The organism is Pelobium manganitolerans (assembly GCF_003609575.1).
GTDB lineage: Bacteria > Bacteroidota > Bacteroidia > Sphingobacteriales > Sphingobacteriaceae > Pseudopedobacter > Pseudopedobacter manganitolerans.
Genome location: NZ_MBTA01000002.1, coordinates 118,693 through 139,372, shown reverse-complemented (window position 1 = coordinate 139,372; position 20,680 = coordinate 118,693). Strand labels below are relative to the sequence as shown.

Genomic DNA, 20,680 nt, shown 5'->3' with positions numbered 1-20,680 from the left:
GTTTTGGTCGGTCTGAAACTTGTTTTTAAAAGCTGTAATTTCTGTTTCGTTTATTCGGTCCGCCGGTTCAATTTTGTTTTAGTTCGGTTTTTTTGTTTGATTCCTTAAATGCTTTCGGTCAGTTCAAATTTGTCCGTTTGCATTGGAGAAACTTTCGTTAACTAACGCATTTAGTTCGGGGAACACTTACACCTAACGGTTTGCAGGTTTGAGAAATTGCGGTTTTACCTGCAGAACCTCTGTCAGCCCGAACCAAATTAAATAAAAAACGGCAAAAGAAAGTGCAAGCACTTCGCCCGCAATTTTGCAAACCTGTGGTTATAGGCAGATGTGTTTTTTCCATATAATATTCAAGTTTGTTTCGGTTCAGTTCGGTCTTAATAAAAGTAGTTTTTCCTTTCCGATTTGTCCTTAAAAACCGAAAAAACAGTTCGTTCGGCTAAGCTTTTTGGTCGGCTGGAAACCGATTGGAAATGCCGTTCAATTGAGCAGTTCGGTCGGGCGTGTCGGTCTGAAACTTGTTTTTAAAAGCTTTGAAATTCTATTCGTTCGTTCGGTTTGTTCGGTTCAATTTTGTTTTAGTTCGGTTTTTTTGTTCGATTCCTCAAATGCTTTCGGTCAGTTCAAATTGTCAGTTTGCATTGGAGAAACTTTCGTTAACTGATGCATTTCGTTCGGGGAACATTTGCCTATAACTTATATATATGTGCAATAAAACCCCCGATAGCACTTCAAATACGGTTGGCTTGTGGGGGTTTCTTGTCGTCATATTTTTTTTAAATTTAACTAAATTCATAAGTCATCAAACGGGCTTTTTACATTTTGTAAGCTTTTGGTACTCACATGCGTATATATCTCCGTGGTCTTGCTGCTTTTATGCCCTAATATCTCCTGGATATATCGTAAATCTGTCCCGCTTTCCAATAAATGAGTAGCGTAACTGTGCCTCAACCAGTGCAGGCTAACCGGCTTCGCGATTCCGGCTTTTTCTACCGCTTGCTTCAGCACTTGGGCCAACGAGCGTTCATCGTACTTAGTTCCAGCATCTCTGCCTTCAAATAAAAAAAACTCTGGTTTGTAACTGCGGTAATATAACCTCAGCAATTCCAAAACACCCGCAGAAAGTGGCGCAACCCGGTCTTTTTTACCTTTACTTTGTCTGATAATCACTAAGTTCCGTTTCGAGTCTATATCCCTAGGTTTCAAATTCAGCAATTCGCTCCGCCGCAGCCCACAACTATAAATCAGGCTTAGCATCGTTTTGTGTTTAATGTTGCCGTGGGCCATCAAAATCTTTTTAACCTCCGCTTTGCTCAAAACATTGGGCAGCAGTTTTTCTCTCTTCGGCCGGTAAATCTTATCTACGTTTACGGAAGTTTCTTTAATCGTTTTAAAATATAACTTAATGGCATTGATAATCTGATTCTGAAACGAGGTTGACAGCTGTTTTTCTAGAATATAAGTGCTGTAAAAATTCACCACATCCTCATTGTTGATTTTCGCCACTTCCTTATGGTTAAAAAACATCAAAAAAACATACAAAGCTTCCGAGTAGGTCTTAACCGTATTTGCACTGTATCTTTTGGTGTTTAGATAACGTTTAAAAGCTTCAATTTCAGCAATTTTATCCATTCCAACGGTATTCGCCTCGTCTAACCGGAGTTTAAACCTTAAACGGTTGGCAACATTGTCTGGCACGTGCCAAACGCCAAGGCTAGCGCTCCATTTGGCATCATCCAGTTTTCTAAATCTCGATATTAACCTTGGGTCATTAGCATACCATACGGCTATCCTCTTCTGTTTTTTATGCTCGATAATTTCAGCGCGGTACTGCATAGCTCAATCTAAGTTCATTATTCAAATACCTATAAGTATAGCTATCAATTTAATGTTTATTTAGCGATATAAGCGATAGTTTGTAAATATATTTATTTAAAACGAAATACCGCTGCGTTGTAATGTTAAAAAGTGAAAATTAAAAATTCAAAAGTGACAACGAAACGCATCACTTAGCATGAGAGAGGTGACGCAACGAGGTAGTGTGCCACGTGACAAGCCCGGCCTTCCGAGTTTTGGAAGTGAAGCCCGGAAATCTTTTGCAGAAATATTAAAGCTTGCACTGCCCTGAGCAAACCGCCGATTGTTGCAAAAAGTTCGTTAAAGCACAACCGCTCGCACGGCTTCGGTTTGCGCTAAAAGATTTCCCGCAGGCGTAACAAACAAAAATACTTTTTCTGCCGCACCTTCAACACCACAATTCCATGTTTTAGGATGTCGAATGTTCTTGCTTTTTTGTTGCCGGCCAAATTCTGCTGCAACCAAACATCCCTGAAACGCGCGTTTTTGCCGAGCCCAAAATCCTAAACAAAAAAGACCCCAGATAAAATCTGAGGTCTTGGATTCGCTTTTTATTGATGCTAATTTATCTCTCCTTCCGGAATGATGTAGTTTTCTGATTTGCTAAACTGCCACCAAAATTTATTGCGCGACTGCTCATGGTTTCCAATTTCGTTCATGGTAGAAGCGTCGTATAAACGTCCGTTGACCATGGTATAAATCACTTTTTCCGAGTTTCTGATGTCGTTAAGCGGGTTGCCGTTTAAAACGATTAAATCGGCCAGCTTACCTTTTTTTAATGAACCTATTTCTTTATCCATACCCAAATAGGCAGCTCCGTTAATGGTGGCCGCTTTTAAACAGTCAATCGGTTTCATGCCGCCCTGTGCCAGCATCCACAGTTCCCAATGTGCCCCTAAACCCTGTAATTGCCCATGGCTTCCCAAATTAATTTTTGTACCACCTTTTGCCAGCTGGTTTACGCTTCTCGCAATATCAATATGGCCATAATCGCCGTATTCAGATGTGGTACGTCTTCTGCTGCGCTCGTCCACAATTGCTTTAGGCATATAGCTCAAAAGACGCTCGTTTTCCCAAACATTAGTCCTATCGTACCAATAATTTTCGCCCCATTGCGTTCCGTAGGCAATAATTAACGACGGGGTGTAGGAGGTTTTGCTGCCGTTCCAAACTGAAGTCACATCTTTATAAATAGGGTATGCAGGCAGGTTGCGCTCAATACCGGTATAACCATCTGCTATCATGCTCAGATTGGTGTAAAGGTTGGTTCCGCCTTCGGGCAGCACTTCCATGTTTAATTCGCGCGCCGCCATAACCACCTGTTGTCTTTGATCTCGGCGGTTTTGGCTATGAGGTTTCACCGAAAAAGCACCCACCGCTTTTAAACGCCGTAAATGCGAGCGCAAATCGTCTAATGTGCTTATCGAGTTGTTGTTATCACTTTCGGCGCCGTAAAAAACGCGACCGGTAGCGTACAGCCGTGGGCCGGTCATTAATCCGCCTTTAATCATTTCGGCCTGACTAAATACCATTTCTGTTTGTGCAGATGGGTCATGCACGGTAGTTACGCCATAAGCCAAATTGGCAAAGTAGGGCCAGTCTTGCTGAGGCGAGATACCATTGCTGCTAGTTGGTAAATACGCGTTAACATCTACAATTCCGGGCATAATGGTTTTCCCGTTTAGCTCGTAAACTTTAGCATCTTCCGGTATTTCAACGCTGCTTTCGGTTCCAATGGTTTCAATTTTGTTTTCATTGATGATGATGGTGCCCTTGTCTATCACTTCATCGCCTTCCATGGTGATAATTCTTGCTCCTTTTAAAACAATGCGACCTAGGGGTTTATCACTTGCCAGCACCAAACCTAAACTGATGCCGTTGGTGTCCACCTGTGCGTTTTTCTTTTTTGAATCTTCCTCATCAATAAAATTAAAAGCGTCATTTATCGGTTTCGAAAAATATTCGGACCCCATGGTCCAATGGATAATCTTACTGTCGGCACTCCAGTGAATATCGGTTCCGGCATCTTTGGTCAGCTTTTTAAGTGGTAAAGTTTTATTTTCTGATGATAAATCTAAGGCACTGCCAGCGCTGATGATAGGGGTAAGGTAAACATTGTACAGCTCATTAAAAGCCATCCATCTACCATCCGGACTTGGAATAAAGTCAGTGGCGTAAACAGATGTATAATGCGTTTTTACATCACGTCCGTTTAAATCGCAACTGTTAAATGCTTTTTTCCCGTTTAGTTGCGATTGAAAATAAATCCGATCATCATTGGCGCTAAACATCGGCTTAAAGCCATGTTTGATGACTAATTTTGCCGTGCCTTTTTCGGGTGCTATAGTGTAAATGCCCGGGTGTTTGCCGTACGAGTAACCTAAATTACCGTTGCCCGCGCCTTTGCTGTACACAATAAGGTCGCCTTTACGGTTAAACCGCGGACTGTGGTAAATGCCGCGCTCGCTTGTTACAGGGTTTAGCTTTTTTCCCTTAAAATCAAACTTCATTACAGCACCGCGCAGCTCGTCGTTCCAGCTCACAAACACTACCGATTTTCCGTCGGGACTAAAATTGGGTTCAAACTCCCAGTCTGTTCCTTCGGTCAAACGCTCTGGTTTACCGTCCGGAAGTTCTTTTAGGTAAAGATAACCTGCCGCATTAAAAACTACCTTTTTGCCGTCCGGCGATGTGGCTAGCTGGCGGATCATTTTTACGTCGAACTCGTTTTTAAAAACAGGTTGTTCAAAATGTAAGGCCTCCGAAATGCTTTGTTTTACATCTGCAGAAAACGGTATTTCGCCCACCTCAAGCGTAATCGCGTCCACCTTCATAATTTTCCCTTTGGCGTAAAACACAATGGTTCTGTTATCTGGTAACCAATTAAAGTTGGGGTAAACGCCAAAAACGGCATCCGTTTCTTGCTGGTCTTTAGACAAATCGGTGTACAGCGGTTTTTCTTCGCCGGTTTGTAAGTCTTGCAAATACAAAACGGTGTTTAACCGGTCGCGTTTAACAAAGGCAATTTGCGAGCCGTCTGGCGAAACCTGCGGACGCGCAGCACCGCCCGAGCCACCGGCAACTTTTTCAATATCGCCCGTGTTTAAGTCTAGTTTTTTTATCGCATAAATTTCTCCGTTTGGGTCTCTATTGTACTGGAAAACGGGATTCGGGATTAAATTTTCGCTGTAATAAACAGATCCGTCCGGGCTAACCCAAGGCTCGCCTAAATCTTGCTGGTCATTTTTTCTTTTGCTCAGTTGCACGCCGTCAAAACCGCCAGATATGTGGTACATCCACAACTCACCTCCGTTTACAGCTTTTTGCGAGCTAAAATGTTTTCTGGCGATGATATACTTACCGTCGCGTGTCCACACGGCATTATTTAACAAACGGAAACGTTCTTTGGTAACTTGCCTTTGGTTATTGCCATCGGCGTTCATCACCCAAATATTGTTTGCGCCGTCTTTGTCGCTGGTGTAAGAAATGTATTTGCCATCCGGCGAAAAGCGCGGTTGCACTTCGTAAGCCATCCCGCCAGAAAGCAGGGTCGCCTTTCCGCCTTTAATTGGCATTTTATAAATGTCGCCCAACAAATCAAAAACTATCGTTTTGCCGTCCGGACTTACGTCCAAATTCATAAAAGTGCCTTCTGTGGTGTTAAAACTGATGCTTTTGCTAGGCCCGGCGGGTTTTTCTACATTCCATCTGTCTTGTGCATGGCCAGATTGGTTAATCAAAAAAAATAAAAAAACAAGAGCTGTAATTTGTTTCATCATCAAGATTAAAAGAACTCGCAAGTTAAAAAATAAAAATTTAGCTGGCTTAAACAGGCTCCGAAGCCACAGGATGCCTGCTAAAAAGCCCATTTTCCACAAAATACGAGCCATATAGCAACGCAATATTTAAATATTTGTTTCTTTGTTGGGTTTCAACATGGCTACAAAAGCAATACTAAAGCAGTTCTGGGGTTATGATGATTTTAGGCCTTTACAGTCAGAAATCATTAATTCGGTACTTTCCGGTGCCGATACACTCGCTTTATTGCCCACCGGAGGCGGTAAATCTATCTGCTTCCAGGTGCCGGCTATGGCTAAAGAGGGTATCTGCATTGTTATTTCTCCGCTTATAGCACTGATGAAAGATCAGGTAGAAAACTTGCGCAATAGAGGTATAAATGCTATCGCGATTGTTTCTGGGATGGGCAAAAGAGAAATTGACATTGCTTTGGATAATTGTGTGTATGGCGATGTGAAGTTCTTGTATTTATCGCCCGAGAGGCTATTATCACCTTTGGTGCGCGAGCGCGTGAAGTACATGAAAGTGAATTTGTTAGCTGTAGATGAGGCGCATTGTATTTCGCAATGGGGCTATGATTTTCGCCCTCCCTATTTGCACATTACCGATTTTAGAGATTTACATCCCGAGGTGCCTGTTTTAGCTTTAACGGCATCTGCTACGGCGCGGGTGCAGGCGGATATCATCGAAAAGCTGAATTTTAAAAAGGCTGCAGTTTTTAAGAAAAGTTTTGAGCGCAAGAACCTGAGTTACGCCGTAATTAACCAAGAAAATAAGCTCCAAAAGTTATTAGATGTTTGTAATGGTGTTAAAGGAAGCGGAATTTTGTATGTACGCACCCGAAAAGACACCGTGGAACTGGCTAAATATCTGAACCAGAATAAGATTGCTGCGCAATATTATCATGCCGGTTTAGGTTTGGATGAGCGCGCCGCCAAACAAGAAGCCTGGCTAAAAGACCAAGTGCGGGTAATGGTGGCTACAAACGCGTTTGGGATGGGCATTGATAAGCCAAATGTGCGTTTTGTAGTCCATTACGAACTGCCGGAGAGTTTGGAAGCTTATTATCAGGAAGCCGGAAGGGCAGGGCGCGATGAACAAAAGGCTTATGCGGTTTTATTGTACCAAAAGCGTGATCGTTTAAGCTTTGAGAAACGGTTTGAGCAGAATTTTCCGCCAGCGGCTGACATTAAAAAGATTTATCATTTTATCTGCAATTATCTGCAAATACCGTTTGAGGCAGGCGAGGATACCACCTACGAATTTAATTTAGCCGATTTTTGTACGCAGTTTAACTTGGATGCCATTACGGCGATCAGCGCCATTAAATTTTTAGAGCATGATGAGTATTTCGCGCTCAACGAAAATGCGTTGATGCTATCGCGCCTCAAGTTTTTAATAGGAGGGGAGGATTTATATCGTTTTCAGGTAGAAAATTTTAGGTTTGATAGCTTTATAAAGTCGGTACTGCGAAGTTATGGCGGTGCTTTTGATCAGTTTGTGAATATCAAAGAGGCTGATTTAGCGAACCGTAACCGGATGGCAAAAAAAACAGTTGTGGAGGTTTTGGAAGAGCTGGACAGTTTAGGTGTAATTAGCTACCAGGCGCAAACCAACCAGCCTTTGCTCACCTTTTTAAAAGCGCGCATCCCAACAGAAAATCTGATGGTTAACCATAAATATCTGGAAGAGCGTAAGCAAAATTACCTTCATAAAATGACGGCTATGCTGGCTTTTGCCGAGCGTGAAATCTGTCGAAATGTGCAACTTCTAAACTATTTTGATGAAGAAAACCCCAAAAAATGTGGCGTTTGCGATGTTTGCTTAGCCGAAAGACGTGCCCAACAACAAAATCTGGAGCAGTTGATGCACGATGAACTGATTGCTTTTTTAAAAAATGGGCCGGCAGATTTAAAAACGCTGTTGAGCAATATCAAACATGGTGGCGAAAAAGATAAAATTGCGCTTATCCGTACCCTCTTAGATGCGGGTGCCATTCAAAAAGAAAATCTGCATTATTCTTTATAGCTTTCTGCTAGTGCATGGAAGCGATATAATTTATACAGCGCCAGTATCCACAACGGGCTTTCAGGGTTTTTTAACAGTGCTTTGCGCAGATTAGCCAATATTAAATGGGTGCCTATATTAAAAAACGGCGTTACACCGCGATTTTTCAACCAGCAATACTTTGCGCTTAATCTGACTTCTGTTGCAAGCTTAAATTCCCCTTGGTTATAAATTAGTTTTGCTAAAGTTTGTAAGGCCTCGTCTGTATCGTCTAAAAACTGTTGATTCGTTTTTAATTGTAAGTGCTTCACCGGATTGTTGATTTGCTGAATTTTAAAGCCTTGTTTTTGAGCTTCTAATCCGAATAGTACGTCTTCATAGCCGTAAGTCTTTATATTTTCATCAAATTTTACGGTTTTAAAAAGATCCTTTTTGATGATAAAGTTGTTAGACTGAAATTGGGCGTTGGCATTTTGCTCAATTTGAGTTCCGTAGCGCCAATGCAATAAATAATCTTTTGAGGTGGGCTTTGCACCGTAAATTCTTCCTCCGGCAACTATGTCGGCTTGTTTTGCGGTTAAATAAATTTTGATAAAATCATCCGAGATAATTTCGGCGTCACCATCCGAAAACAATAACGTTGGAAACATTGCTTTTTCGGCTAAGAAGTTGCGCGTAAAGCTTCTGCCGTGGTTATGCTCTAATAAAAAAATGCGAAAATATTGGTTGTTTAAGTCGCTTAGGTATCGCTTTTTGTTATTTTCGGAGCCATCGTCGGCTATTAAAATTTCAAAAGCTAGGCCGGCGCTTTGGCATTGCGCTAATAAACTGGCAAACAACTGCGGATTTGGAAAATTATAATGGGGAATGCAAATGCTTAGCATATAATTGGCCCTAAACAAAAAAACCTAACTTTAAAAAAGTCAGGCTTTCGTTTCATTAGGATATTATTGGTTGATATTATCCTGCGTTTTTCTTAGCGGTAACTTCGTTACGGATGTCTTGCGCTAAAACTTTAGTTTGTTGCATTGCATTACGTAATCTGGTACCTGCAGCTTTGTTACCTTTTTCGAAGAACGCTGTTGCGTCAGCCTCTGCACTGTTGATAAGTGCTTTTAACTCGTTAAATTTGTCCATTTTGAATATTTATTTGATGATTAATTGTTCGTTAAAAACGAAGATATTTAATTTTTATCATAATATGCAAGTACTTTAAAAAGAATTTGTCATCTATTTTTTACGTTCATCATTGCCTTCACTGGCTTTAGGCTTATCTTTTACGATATATAAATCTTCCGGAAGCTCCATCAATTGCATTTTTTTGCCTTGGGCTTGTTCCAGTTTTTTTATTTGGCTTAGCTCCAAATCTGTACAAAAAATAATAGAGAGCTGTTCTTGTTGTTGCGCATTTAAAATTGTAACTCTTTGTAAATAAGTTTCTTCCTGTTCTGGGATGTCAAAATGGATAATGCTCGGAAAGGTAGAAACATCCACGTCTTCCACAGTTTCATTCGCGATAATAAGCGCTCGTTGTTTTGGTGAAAGCTTAAAACTATTCAGCTGTTCTGCCATAGTTCCCCCAGTTTCTGTTGCCTGTAACAGCTTAACGGCATCATCATAATCTTTACTTAAATTATTGAAAACAGTTTGTGCGGTATATTGGCTGTTGGTGAAAATGAGTACTTTTTCAAAAACTTCTGCATCCGCCATTAACAAATGCGCCAAATAAAGCTTTGTTCCAAAATTGGGCACATGGTACAGAAGCTGTTCTGTGGTGTTTAGCTCATTTTCGCCTAAATCTTCAACTTCAATAATATTGGCCAAGGGCATAAACTGCTCAAACAGGTTTTCAATCCTATCGTGCAAAACGGTAGAGCAAACTAAAAACTGAGATTTTTTAATACCACGCGCCAGCTCCGAGGTAGGTAGCGTTAATCCTTTTTTTACAATTTCTTCAACATCATCAATTACAAAAAAAGAAATTTTGTTAAGGTTTAAGCCTAGTTTTAAGTAAACCGCCCGGGCACGGTCTGGCGTGGCCACTACAACATCCACACCATCTGTAAGCTCAAGAACTTGCTGGTCCAAACTGCTGCCATCTGCAAAAACACCTAAAATCCTTAGCCCGTGGCGGTAATTAAACTGATGGAAAAGATCTATAACCGCTTCCCCGCTTTCTATGTCTGGCACCAGATACAAAATCTGAGGCGCAATTTCTTCGGTATATTTAATTTTGTTAAGGGCAGCCAGCACAGCGGTGGTTGTTTTTCCGCAACCTTCGGGCCCAAGGGCAACTATATCTTGCCCGCCGTGTAGCCTGGGCCATAAAATTTGCTGCAGTTCTGTAGCGCCGGTGTAGCCGTTACGTATCATTGCTGATTGTAACTGCTTGCTCAGCTTTGTTTGTTCTAAAAGTGACATAAATTATTACGCTTTTACGTATAGATGCTTTTGTTGTGAGCGAAAGATTTTGGTAAAGGAAAAGATTTTTTGAGAGGTAGTTGAGCGAAAGACGAGATTCGAACTCGCGACCCCAACCTTGGCAAGGTTGTGCTCTACCAACTGAGCTACTTTCGCTAATCTGGTTAAAGAACGGCCCGCGGACCTGCGGGCTCTTTTTGTACTGAAGGCGGGAATCGAACCCGCACTCGCTTTAGGGCGAACAGGATTTTAAGTCCTGCGTGTCTACCAGTTCCACCACTTCAGCCTGTGTTTGCACACAATTTATAGAACCTACATTCTAAGAGCGAAAGACGAGATTCGAACTCGCGACCCCAACCTTGGCAAGGTTGTGCTCTACCAACTGAGCTACTTTCGCATATATTGTTATTTCCCTTGCGGGTTGCAAATATAGACAGAAAAATAAAGTTTGCAATAACAGCTGTTTAAAAAAACGGCTTTTTTTTATAATTCTTTAGTTTTCAAGATGTAAAAAACCAAATCGGGTTCGTAGCCTTTGCTTATAGCGTAGTTCCCTAGTTTGTAGTTAAGCAGTTTTGTGTTTTTTTCGTTCATGCTACGCCCCTTTTTTTCTATCAGTTGGCGTAGTTTTTCTTCGTATTCATCGCCGTTTAAGCTGTTTAATGCTTTTTTTATGAGCGGTGCAGAAACTTGTTTAAATCTAAGGCCGTCGGCTATTTTGCGGCGCCCCCAGCTTTTCATCCGCATTTTCCCTTGGGCGTAGGCTAAAGCAAACCTTTCTTCGTTTAAAAAGTTGGTGCTGATGAGCTCGCTGATGATGCGCTCTAAATCATCGCCACGCAAACCCAAATCCAGTAATTTGCCTCTAACTTCGTACTGGCTGCGCTCTTGATAGGCGCAATAAGCTTCGGCTTTTTGCAAAGCCTGGGCATAGGTTAAAGGACTTTGGTTTTTTTGCTGCATGGCGGTTAAAATTAGTGATATTCGCTAATAATCTTCAAATTTGCGTGGTATGTCGCAATTTTCTTTCACCGCAGAAGAACTCTCCGCTTTAGTAGCGCGCAAATCGCAACTGAACGCTCCAAATCAAGAAATACAGCATCTGCTTACCGATAGCAGAAAAATTACCGATGCAAAAAGCTCGGTGTTTTTTGCTTTAAAAGGGTCGCGAGATGCTCATCAATATATCCCCGCTTTATACCGGGCAGGGGTACGTACTTTTATAATCTCTGATTTATCTTTTAATGTAACAGATTTTTCTGAGGGCAATTTTATTTGGGTTGCCGATACCACTTTGGCCATGCAAGAAATTGCGAAAGCCCACCGGTGTAAATTTGCTTATCCGGTAATTGCGGTAACGGGCAGTAACGGAAAAACCATTGTAAAGGAATGGCTGTACCAACTCTTGGCTCCAGATTATGATATTGTTAGGAGCCCGAAAAGCTATAATTCGCAAATTGGAGTGCCGCTTTCTGTATGGCAAATGAGCGATGATTATAACCTTGCAATTTTTGAGGCCGGAATTTCATCAGGCAATGAGATGGAACATTTGGCAGCGATTATTAAACCGGATATTGGTGTTTTAACCAACATTGGCGCCGCGCATGATGAAGGTTTCGCCAGCCGGGACGAGAAATTGCACGAAAAATTGAAGCTGTTTAAAAATGCACGTTTGGTTGTCATCAATCAACAATTTAAGGATGCTTTAGAGCCGTCAAAAAATACGTTTACGTGGAGTTTGAACGATGAAACTGCAGATTTGTACGTGGTAAAAATAACGCACAAAATAAGTTTTACATCCATCCATGCCAAATATAAAAATGAGGAAATCAGCGTAAATATTCCTTTCAGCAGTTTGGCATCTATTGAAAATGCGGTGATATGTTGGGCGGTTTTGTTGAGCCAAAACATAGCGCAGGTCCAGATTGAGAAGCGTATGCAAAAGCTATTGCAGGTAAAAATGCGTTTGGAGCTTAAAACGGGAATCAATCAATCTGCCATCATCGATGATTCTTATAATTCTGATTTTTCCTCTTTAGATATCGCACTTGATTTTTTAAATCAGCAAAACCAATATCCCACAAAAACCCTTATTTTATCAGATATACATCAGTCTGGCAAAGCAAACGATGAGCTTTACCGCGATGTGGCCATGCTTTTAACAAATAAAGGTGTTGACAGGTTTATTGGCATAGGTGCAGATTTAAAGCGTTTTTCTTCGGTTTTTCCGGTTCATAGCGTTTTTTATAACAGTACAGATGAATTTATCGAGAATTTCCGCTCCTCCGATTTTAAAAACGAAACGATACTTTTAAAAGGTTCGCGCGATTTTGGTTTTGAACGTATCAGCAAAATGCTGACCCAAAAAGTGCACGAAACCGTTATGGAAATTAACTTAAATGCCATTTTGGCTAACCTTAAACATTATAAGGCCAAACTGCGTCCGGGCGTTAAATTAATGGCAATGGTTAAAGCTTTCGCCTATGGCAGTGGCAGTGATGAGATTGCGAATTTGTTGCAACATCATCGTGTTGATTATTTGGCCGTGGCTTACGCCGATGAAGGTGTGGCGCTACGGCAGGCCGGCATTAAAGTTCCTATTATGGTTTTAAGCCCCGAGGTGTCTTCTTTTGAATCGATTGTTGAGCATAATTTAGAGCCCGAACTTTACTCGCCACGCATATTAGACGCATTTGTTGATTTTTTAAATTCTAAAAACGCCCAATTTTACCCCATCCATATAAAGGTAGATACCGGGATGCACCGTTTAGGCTTCGATTTTAAAGATATTGATGCCCTAATTGTTAAACTGAAGACAAATACAAGTGTTCTAGTAAAATCTGTTTTTTCGCATTTGGTAGCTAGTGATAATGATGCGCATAACAGTTTTACTTTGAAACAAATTTCGGACTTTGAGCTATTTGTAAATCGGCTACAATCAAATTTGGATTATACTTTTTTGCGCCACATTTTAAATACTTCTGGCATTAGCAGATGGCCGCAGGCACAGTTTGAAATGGTGCGTTTGGGTATCGGTTTATACGGTATTGAAAGTATTGACACCGAGAAAGCTTTGTTAGAACCGGTTGTAAGTCTAAAAACCACTATATCACAAATTAAAGAACTGGAGAAAGGCGAAACTGTTGGATACAGCCGTAAAGGTGTAATGCAGCATAAGGGTAAAACGGCAACGGTAAAAATAGGTTACGCCGATGGCTATCCGCGGGCGCTAGGTAATGGTGTGGGCAAAATGTTGGTAAACGGGGTTTTGGCGCCTACCATCGGTAATATTTGTATGGATATGACTATGTTGGACATTAGCGGAATTGAAACTTCTGAAGGGGATGATGTAATTGTGTTTGGCGAGGGTTTTAGTGTATATGATCTGGCAGAACAGTTGGATACCATCCCATATGAGGTGATTACCAACATATCACAAAGGGTAAAAAGGGTTTATTATTACGAATAACATGATGAAGAGAATTTTCAGGGCGATTTTTAGATATTTTGTAAAAGGGCTATTGGTGGTATTGCCATTGGGCGCGGCGTTCTTTTTGATATTTTGGGCGTTTTCTTCTGTGGATGACGCGCTGAATTTAAGCGATAAAATTTTTGTGGATCCGCAAACGGGCAAACCGTTGTACATCCCCGGTTTAGGCTTGTTATCTGTGATTATTGTGATTTTAGTGGCGGGTTTTATGGCCACTTATCTAATCACCGAGCCTATTTATAACTGGTTTAACAAGTGGCTAAACAAACTGCCGATTTTCAAGTTCATCTACTCATCTGTAAAAGATTTGACGGAGGCTTTTGTAGGCGACGAAAAGAAGCTAAACGAACCGGTATTGGTTGAGGATAGCCACGGTTTTAAGCGGATTGGCTTTTTAACCCAAAAAGATTTAAGCAACATTGGTTTAGAGGGAGATGTGGCGGTTTATTTCCCTTGGTCCTATTCTTTTGCGGGGCAAGTGATGATTGTGAAGGCGGACCAGGTTAAACCTTTGAACATGAGTTCGGCGCAAGCTATGAAATTTATCGTATCTGGCGGAGTAAGCTCGTTAAATTAAATGTGAAAAAAGTTTCATTTTAAAATGAAAATAGTTACATTTGGTTTATGAAATACTATGAAACTGAAGATACCGCGCCACAGCAACAAAGCATTGTTGCAGAGATGCTAGCTCCTTACCATAGCTATTTCAAATCTCCGGTAAACAAATTAAGTGTAATAAAAGGAGGCTTATCGTCAAAATCACTTTCAGATTTATTAGAAATTAGTGGTTCTACACGTTTTGATTTAGCTAAAAACTTAGATTTAACAGAGCCTACCTTACGTAAGCATTTAAGTGCGCCAAAAGAGCTTAGTACCAGCTTAAGTGAGCATGTTCTTTTTCTCTTAGAGCTTTACGATAAAGGTTTGGATACCTTTGGTTCTATCCAAGAGTTTAAAAAATGGTTGCCAGAGTACAACATCGGTATCGGTGCAAAACCAAATGATCTTTTAGATTCTATCACGGGTATCAATATCGTAATGAACGAGCTTCACCGTATTGATCATGGCATTTTAGCCTAACAATTGCTGATGCAAGTTTATCGGATTAGCCAAACCAAATTTGCCTCTACTTTACATGCTCCAGGTTTTGCGGGGCGTTGGAACACCGAGAACCAAAAAATAATTTATACCGCCGGCTCGGCTTCTTTGGCCTGTTTAGAGGTTTTAGCACATAAAACGGGTGCAGCTTTAAGTTCGGGGAATTTTTCAATGGCTGTTATTGAGGTGCCCGATGAAGCCATTGTGAAAGAAATTCCGTTAGCAGTGCTTAATCGCATTAACGCAGCGTGGTTTAAGGTTGCAAACTATCCCATCACACAGTCAATCGGTGATAAATGGCTGGCTGATGTATCTACCTTACTTTTAAAAGTTCCTTCGGCTATTGTAGATCGTGAATATAATTACCTTATCAATCCGCTCCATTCTTCGTTTTCGGCAATTAAAATTTTAGATGTGGTGCCTTTTAATTTTGATTCGCGCTTGAAGATGGATTTATAAACTGCTAGGATAAAGTCTCAATGTTTATCTTTGCCAAAGATGAAGTTTGATAAATACCAGATTGCTTGGGAGGTTAAGCAAAGTTTAGATGAGCTAGGTTACAAAAAACCTACGGACATTCAGTATAAAGCTATTCCGCAAATACTTTCTGGACAAGATATTTTAGCGATTGCACAAACTGGTACGGGCAAAACTGCCGCCTTTGCCATTCCGTTGCTTAGCATGTTGCAGGCAAATAGGCATTGGGTGCCGGGGCAAAATGTTAAAGCGGTTGTGATGGTGCCCACCCGCGAATTGGCGGTACAAATAGAAGAAGTTTTTAAGCAAATAGGGCGATATACTGATGTGGAGACGATGGCGATTATTGGCGGAGTAGAGATAGCGCCACAAGTTGCAAGACTTAAAAAAGGCGTAGATGTGTTGATTGCAACACCCGGTAGAATTGCCGATTTGGTGCATAAAAGTCATCTTAACCTTAAAAAAGTTGATTTTCTGGTTTTGGATGAAGCCGATCATATGCTGAGCAAAGGCTTTTATGAGGACATTAAGCACTTATTGCAGTTTTTGCCCCGGCGCAGGCAAACTTTGTTTTTCTCGGCAACTATTGACGAAACCATCAAAGATTTAGCTTACGCGCTAGTAACTAAGCCTGTACGCATCCAAATTTCTCCTAAAGACCCTGTTTCTAAAAACGTAGATCACGTGGTGGCTTACGTAGCAATGGACGATAAGCGCTTTTTTTTAGAGCGGGTGATTAAAGAAAATAACGATAAAAAGATTTTGGTTTTTGTACGCACCAAGGTGCGGGCAGAGCGGGTTTTGAAAGCCATGGAACGGGTGGGCATTATCACAGCAACTTTGCACGGTGATAAAGACCAAAAGGACAGGATGGCGATTTTGGAAAGTTTTAGGTCCGGAAAAAATAGAATTTTAATAGCCACGGATGTGAGTGCGCGGGGTTTGGACGTAAAAGGGGTGGAGTTTGTGGTTAACTACGATTTACCTGATGTTGCAGAAAACTATGTTCACCGCGTGGGGCGTACCGGTAGGGGGAACCACCGTGGCAAAGCCATTTCTTTTTGCAGTGAAGAAGAAAAACCGGTGTTAAAAGAGATAGAAAGTTATCTTACGCAACCCGTTAAAGTAATGACAATCGAAAAAAATGCCTACGAAGAAACCTTGGCAATTTCGGAAGGGCATGGCAACGATTGGAAAGCATTAATTGCCGATAACGAAGCTATAAAGTTGAAAAAGGGAAAAAAACGCAAATAATCCAATTGACTATCAGTGGCTTAAATTTTTAAGCGTAGCCGCCTTTTCAAATCATTAATAAAATGATACCTTTGTGCCGGGTTAGTCTTCTACGACCAGCTCCCTCTGAACTCCCCCAGGGTGGGAACACAGCAAGGGTAAGAGGTTGTAGCGGTGCGATAGAAGGTGCTAGCCCATTTTTTTTCTTTTCATACTTCGGGCTAAACTTCTTCTTATTGTTATTTCAATGCTGCGATTTTTTATTTATCGCAAATGTTAAAATTTTAGCTCAATCATTGCTAAGAATCTGATATATTCGCACCTGTAAAAAAAGCAGATGCTTTATCGATTGAAAATCGTACAAAACAAAAACAAAATAGACATGAAATTTTTTATTGATACCGCAAACCTTGCGCAAATTAAAGAAGCTCAGGATTTAGGCGTGTTAGACGGGGTTACTACCAACCCAAGCTTAATGGCTAAAGAAGGAATTACCGGCGAAGAAAACATCAAAAAGCACTATAAAGATATTTGTGCAATTGTTGATGACAATGTAAGTGCCGAAGTGATTTCAACAGATTACGAAGGGATGATTAAAGAAGGCGAGGCTTTGGCAGCGCTTGACGATAAAATTGTAGTTAAAATTCCGATGATTAAAGACGGGATTAAAGCGATTAGATACTTTAGCGATAAAGGAATTAGAACTAACTGTACTTTGATTTTCTCTGCTGGCCAGGCGCTTTTAGCCGCTAAAGCAGGTGCTTCTTATGTGTCTCCATTTTTAGGCAGATTAGACGATATCGGTGCTGATAGCTTTGGTTTAATTGAAGACATCCGTTTAATTTTTGATAATTACGGTTTCCAAACAGAAATTTTGGCCGCATCTATTCGTAACTCTGTCCACGTGGTTGAATGTGCTAAAATTGGTGCCGATGTGATGACTGGTCCTTTAAGCTCGATATTAGGCTTGTTAAAACACCCGCTTACCGATAACGGCTTGGCGCAGTTTTTAGCAGACCATGCTAAAGCTGCTGGTAAGTAGTTGATATAAAATTAAGTTTTAAAGAAAGCTGTCTTCCGGACGGCTTTTTTTGTTTTGGAAGTTTTCCGAATAAACGAACAGTGATAAAACCCCTATAAAACAGTTAAGCTCCGAACGGGGAGGACGGAGCTTAAACTAACCAATTATAAACCTAAATTAAACGATAGGAACTTTAAATCTGTAATGAGGTGTTCCTCGAATTACATGGTGTAAAGGTAACACTAAGCTTTAGGTTTAGTGTCATAACCTCGTCATGTATATGTTAAACGTTTATTAACAGATGTTAAATTTTGTTAAAATGGCACTTTTTTGCCGTCTTAGATACAGAATTTTAATTTTTGATAGTGTCATTAACGAACTTTAATTGATAGCGGGCAAAAATGATTAATTTTAGATCCTCTTTTTATGGATGAATGGGTAGAACGTTTTTGTTGCCAATTGGAGTCATATTTCTGATTTTATGCGCCTTCCGGGGCCAGGATCCAAAATATACTTACCGCTTGCCAGCAGGCCTATCTGCTAAAGATTATCAGGCCAATACCTTGATTGTAAAGTTCAAACAAGTTTCTTTTCAACAAAAAACCTTTGGTTCCAACAATCAGAAAATCGCTAATACATCTCAAACCAGTTTTATCTCGGTAAAACCGGTGTACCAATTTGCAAGCGCTGCCAAAAGAACGCTATCCGAACAAAGAAAAATAGATGAGGTAGGTTTAAACAGGATTTATGAGGTAAAATATAAAAGCAGTTTGCCTATAGAAAACGTGATTGAAGAATTGCTGCAACGGCCGGATGTTGCTTACGCCGAGCCTAGTTTTGTTTATCATAGCTTTAGTTATAATGACCCGGATTTTATTGCTGGCAAGCAATCGTACCTAGAGCAGGTTAAAGCGCCGGAAGCTTGGACTTTACAGCCCAATGCCAATGGCGCAGTAATAGCTATTATTGATTCGGGTTCGGATTTGCAACATCAGGACCTGGCAGACAATATTTACGTCAATTCTAAAGATCCTATCAACGGTATTGATGACGACCAAGACGGTTATGTTGACAATTATTGGGGATGGGATTTTGTAGGAGCCACGGCCTCAAAAATTGTAGAAGACAATAATCCTGATATTCCGGCAGATTCTTTGGACCACGGGGTGCATGTTAGTGGTTTGGCTTCGGCGGTCAGCAATAATCAAACGGGCATCTGTAGTATCGCGGGTAACGCAAAATTAATGCTTATTAAAGCAGGTGCGGATAATAATTCGAGTGCGATTTATAAAGGCTACGAGGGAATTATATATGCAGCCGACCACGGCGCAAAAATTATTAATTGCAGTTGGGGAGGTCCCGGTGGTGGCGCCTACGGGCAAGATGTGATCAATTATGCCGTGAGCAAGGGATGCCTGGTGGTTGTGGCTGCCGGGAATAGCAAAACAAACGAACCAATTTTTCCGGCCGCTTACGCGGGTGCTTTTGCCGTTGCCAATGTGAACAGCAACGATGAAAAATCGACTACCTCAAGTTACGGATACCATGTAGCTATTGCGGCGCCCGGAACCGGTATTTATAGCACGCTCAACAATAACGCCTTCGGTTACAAAAGCGGTACCTCTATGGCTGCGCCGTTGGTTTCAAGCGCGGCCGCGCTTTTATCAGCCAAAAATCCCAGTTTAAGTGGCTTGCAAATAGGCGAAATCTTACGCTTGTCTGCGGATGATATTTATAGCAACGGATTAAACGCGCTATATCAAAACCAACTTGGCTCGGGGCGTTTAAATGTATATAACGCGCTGAAAATGAGTAATAGCCCGTCTATCCGTTATCAAAAAATTGAAATTAACGATAGCTCAAATGGTGCTTTAGCTGCCGGAGATACCGTGAGTTATTATTTTGAGCTAAAAAATTTATTGGCTAGTACTTCAAATATGGAGGTAAAGCTTTCTTCTGACAATCCGAACGTGAAAGTGCTTAATGCATCTACAAATGCGGGCGCGTTTATAGCATTGGAAAGCAAAAAAATTGGTCCAATTAAAGTTTTAGTTAGCAGAACAGCACCAGAAAACACGCCGATATTATTCAAGTTAGCTTATGAAAATCCCTTGATTAACTACAGCGCTCACGAATTTTTTAGTAGCACTGTAAACTTAGATTACCAAAATATTACGGTAAACCAGCTTTACACCACCATTACCAGTAACGGGCGCATTGGCTACAGTAAAGCCAACGCACATGATGGTTTGGGCGTTTTATATAAAGATTTCTCTCTTTTATACGAAGCATCGCTGATGGTGGGTTTATCGCCTACACAGGTTTCTAACAATGCCCGGTCCGGCAACGGAGAGTCTGACAATGATTTTGTGAAGGTAAAAGGAGTTAGCAGAGTCCAAAGCAAAGTAGCCAGTTACGAGGGGATTTCTTTTTTTAACGATAGCAATGCAAAAACACCCATTGGCATTTCTGTAAGCCAAAAACAGTTGGCTTTTGGCGCAGCACCCAACGATAAATATGTAATTGTAGAATACGAGTTAACCAACAATACGGCAAGCCAATTGAACCGACTTTTTATTGGTTTATTTACAGATTGGGACATTGATGAAAGCTCTAAAAATTTTCTGAATTACGATGAACAAAACAGATTGGCCTATGTGAATGCAAGTACGCCATTAACTCCTTTTGCAGGTGTGAAACTGCTTAGCACCAAAGCGCAACCTTTGTTTTATCCGCTATCTTACCAGCTTGGCGCCGATTTACTGTACGATGGTATTTTTACAACTAAAGAAAAGTACGAGACCTTATCTAGCGGCATTAAAGGTACTTCTTTAGGCAATGGCGATGGCGTGGATGTAATGGGCGTAATTGGAAATGGCCCTTTTAATATTGCCGCGGGCAAATCAGTGAAAATAGCATTTGCCATTATAGTTGGTGATGATTTGCCAGATATACAAAAATCGGCGGAGCTGGCAGAAGAGAAATATAAAGAAATGCAAGTGTTAGCACCTTCGGATGTTTTTAAGCTATCGCAGAATTACCCTAATCCGGCAAGTAAAACCACAGCGCTAAACTTAGCTTTGCCAGAAGACGGCATTATAGCTATAAATATATACGATTATTTAGGCCGGCAACTTAAACAAGTTGTAAACCAAAGCTTAAAAAAGGGTAATTACACTTATAATATTGATTTGACTGGGATGAGGCCGGGGATATATTTCTGCCGCGCTTTATTTAACGGTCAACAGCAAGTAGTAAAAATGTTGGTTGCAGAATAA

15 protein-coding genes, 3 tRNA genes and 1 other RNA gene are annotated in these 20,680 nt (G+C 40.9%); 9 read left to right on the top strand and 10 right to left on the bottom strand.

From position 1 onward, the window contains the following. Window positions 1–792: 792 nt before the first annotated feature. The 3 genes from BCY91_RS02810 to BCY91_RS02805 all read right to left on the bottom strand — a co-directional run bounded on the left by BCY91_RS02810 (window position 793) and on the right by BCY91_RS02805 (window position 5,636). A complete protein-coding gene (locus BCY91_RS02810) occupies window positions 793–1,836 on the bottom strand; it encodes a tyrosine-type recombinase/integrase (RefSeq protein ID WP_120180513.1) in 1,044 nt (347 codons plus the stop codon). 321 nt (window positions 1,837–2,157) lie between these two features. After that, entirely contained in the window at window positions 2,158–2,322 is a 165-nt protein-coding gene (locus BCY91_RS17510; protein WP_182995289.1) for a hypothetical protein, read from the bottom strand. Between the two features lie 95 nt (window positions 2,323–2,417). Beyond that, window positions 2,418–5,636: an amidohydrolase family protein gene (locus BCY91_RS02805; protein WP_120180574.1), complete on the bottom strand. Its 3,219-nt coding sequence runs from the start codon at window positions 5,634–5,636 to the stop codon at window positions 2,418–2,420. A gap of 157 nt (window positions 5,637–5,793) precedes the next feature. Here BCY91_RS02805 and BCY91_RS02800 point away from each other — a divergent pair, with 157 nt between their 5' ends. Then, entirely contained in the window at window positions 5,794–7,683 is a 1,890-nt protein-coding gene (locus BCY91_RS02800; RefSeq protein WP_120180512.1) for a RecQ family ATP-dependent DNA helicase, read from the top strand. On the opposite strand, the gene BCY91_RS02795 is transcribed toward BCY91_RS02800, so the two are convergent. The 7 genes from BCY91_RS02795 to BCY91_RS02765 form a co-directional block, all read right to left on the bottom strand. Then, a complete protein-coding gene (locus tag BCY91_RS02795) occupies window positions 7,671–8,546 on the bottom strand; it encodes a glycosyltransferase family 2 protein (RefSeq protein WP_120180511.1) in 876 nt (291 codons plus the stop codon). The genes BCY91_RS02800 and BCY91_RS02795 overlap by 13 nt on opposite strands. A gap of 76 nt (window positions 8,547–8,622) precedes the next feature. After that, on the bottom strand, window positions 8,623–8,799 hold the full coding sequence (locus BCY91_RS02790) for a histone H1 (protein ID WP_120180510.1): 177 nt from the start codon (window positions 8,797–8,799) through the stop codon (window positions 8,623–8,625). A 93-nt stretch (window positions 8,800–8,892) separates the two neighbouring features. Continuing rightward, window positions 8,893–10,083: a DEAD/DEAH box helicase gene (locus BCY91_RS02785; RefSeq protein WP_120180509.1), complete on the bottom strand. Its 1,191-nt coding sequence runs from the start codon at window positions 10,081–10,083 to the stop codon at window positions 8,893–8,895. An 83-nt stretch (window positions 10,084–10,166) separates the two neighbouring features. After that, window positions 10,167–10,239: transfer RNA gene (locus BCY91_RS02780), tRNA-Gly, on the bottom strand. 44 nt (window positions 10,240–10,283) lie between these two features. Continuing rightward, window positions 10,284–10,369 (bottom strand) — tRNA-Leu (locus BCY91_RS02775). Between the two features lie 38 nt (window positions 10,370–10,407). Next, window positions 10,408–10,480 (bottom strand) — tRNA-Gly (locus BCY91_RS02770). An 86-nt stretch (window positions 10,481–10,566) separates the two neighbouring features. Beyond that, window positions 10,567–11,046 carry a regulatory protein RecX gene (locus BCY91_RS02765; protein ID WP_120180508.1) on the bottom strand — a complete coding sequence of 160 codons (480 nt, stop codon included), beginning with the start codon at window positions 11,044–11,046 and terminating at the stop codon, window positions 10,567–10,569. A gap of 49 nt (window positions 11,047–11,095) precedes the next feature. On the opposite strand from BCY91_RS02765, the gene BCY91_RS02760 reads away from it, so the two are divergent. The 8 genes from BCY91_RS02760 (at window position 11,096) to BCY91_RS02725 (ending at window position 20,680) form a co-directional block, all read left to right on the top strand. Then, window positions 11,096–13,552 carry a bifunctional UDP-N-acetylmuramoyl-tripeptide:D-alanyl-D-alanine ligase/alanine racemase gene (locus tag BCY91_RS02760; protein WP_120180507.1) on the top strand — a complete coding sequence of 819 codons (2,457 nt, stop codon included), beginning with the start codon at window positions 11,096–11,098 and terminating at the stop codon, window positions 13,550–13,552. 4 nt (window positions 13,553–13,556) lie between these two features. Next, complete coding sequence (locus BCY91_RS02755; RefSeq protein WP_182995292.1) at window positions 13,557–14,150, top strand: DUF502 domain-containing protein; 594 nt, start codon at window positions 13,557–13,559, stop codon at window positions 14,148–14,150. A gap of 47 nt (window positions 14,151–14,197) precedes the next feature. Further along, entirely contained in the window at window positions 14,198–14,653 is a 456-nt protein-coding gene (locus tag BCY91_RS02750) for an antitoxin Xre/MbcA/ParS toxin-binding domain-containing protein (RefSeq protein ID WP_120180505.1), read from the top strand. A gap of 9 nt (window positions 14,654–14,662) precedes the next feature. Continuing rightward, a complete protein-coding gene (locus tag BCY91_RS02745; RefSeq protein WP_120180504.1) occupies window positions 14,663–15,130 on the top strand; it encodes an RES family NAD+ phosphorylase in 468 nt (155 codons plus the stop codon). A gap of 39 nt (window positions 15,131–15,169) precedes the next feature. Continuing rightward, complete coding sequence (locus BCY91_RS02740) at window positions 15,170–16,402, top strand: DEAD/DEAH box helicase (RefSeq protein WP_120180503.1); 1,233 nt, start codon at window positions 15,170–15,172, stop codon at window positions 16,400–16,402. Window positions 16,403–16,480: 78 nt separating this feature from the next. Then, an RNA gene (ffs, locus tag BCY91_RS02735) (signal recognition particle sRNA small type) lies at window positions 16,481–16,579 on the top strand. Window positions 16,580–16,763: 184 nt separating this feature from the next. Continuing rightward, window positions 16,764–17,423 (top strand): fructose-6-phosphate aldolase, encoded by a 660-nt coding sequence (fsa, locus tag BCY91_RS02730; protein ID WP_120180573.1) that lies wholly within the window; start codon window positions 16,764–16,766, stop codon window positions 17,421–17,423. A gap of 413 nt (window positions 17,424–17,836) precedes the next feature. After that, window positions 17,837–20,680 (top strand): S8 family serine peptidase, encoded by a 2,844-nt coding sequence (locus tag BCY91_RS02725; RefSeq protein ID WP_120180502.1) that lies wholly within the window; start codon window positions 17,837–17,839, stop codon window positions 20,678–20,680.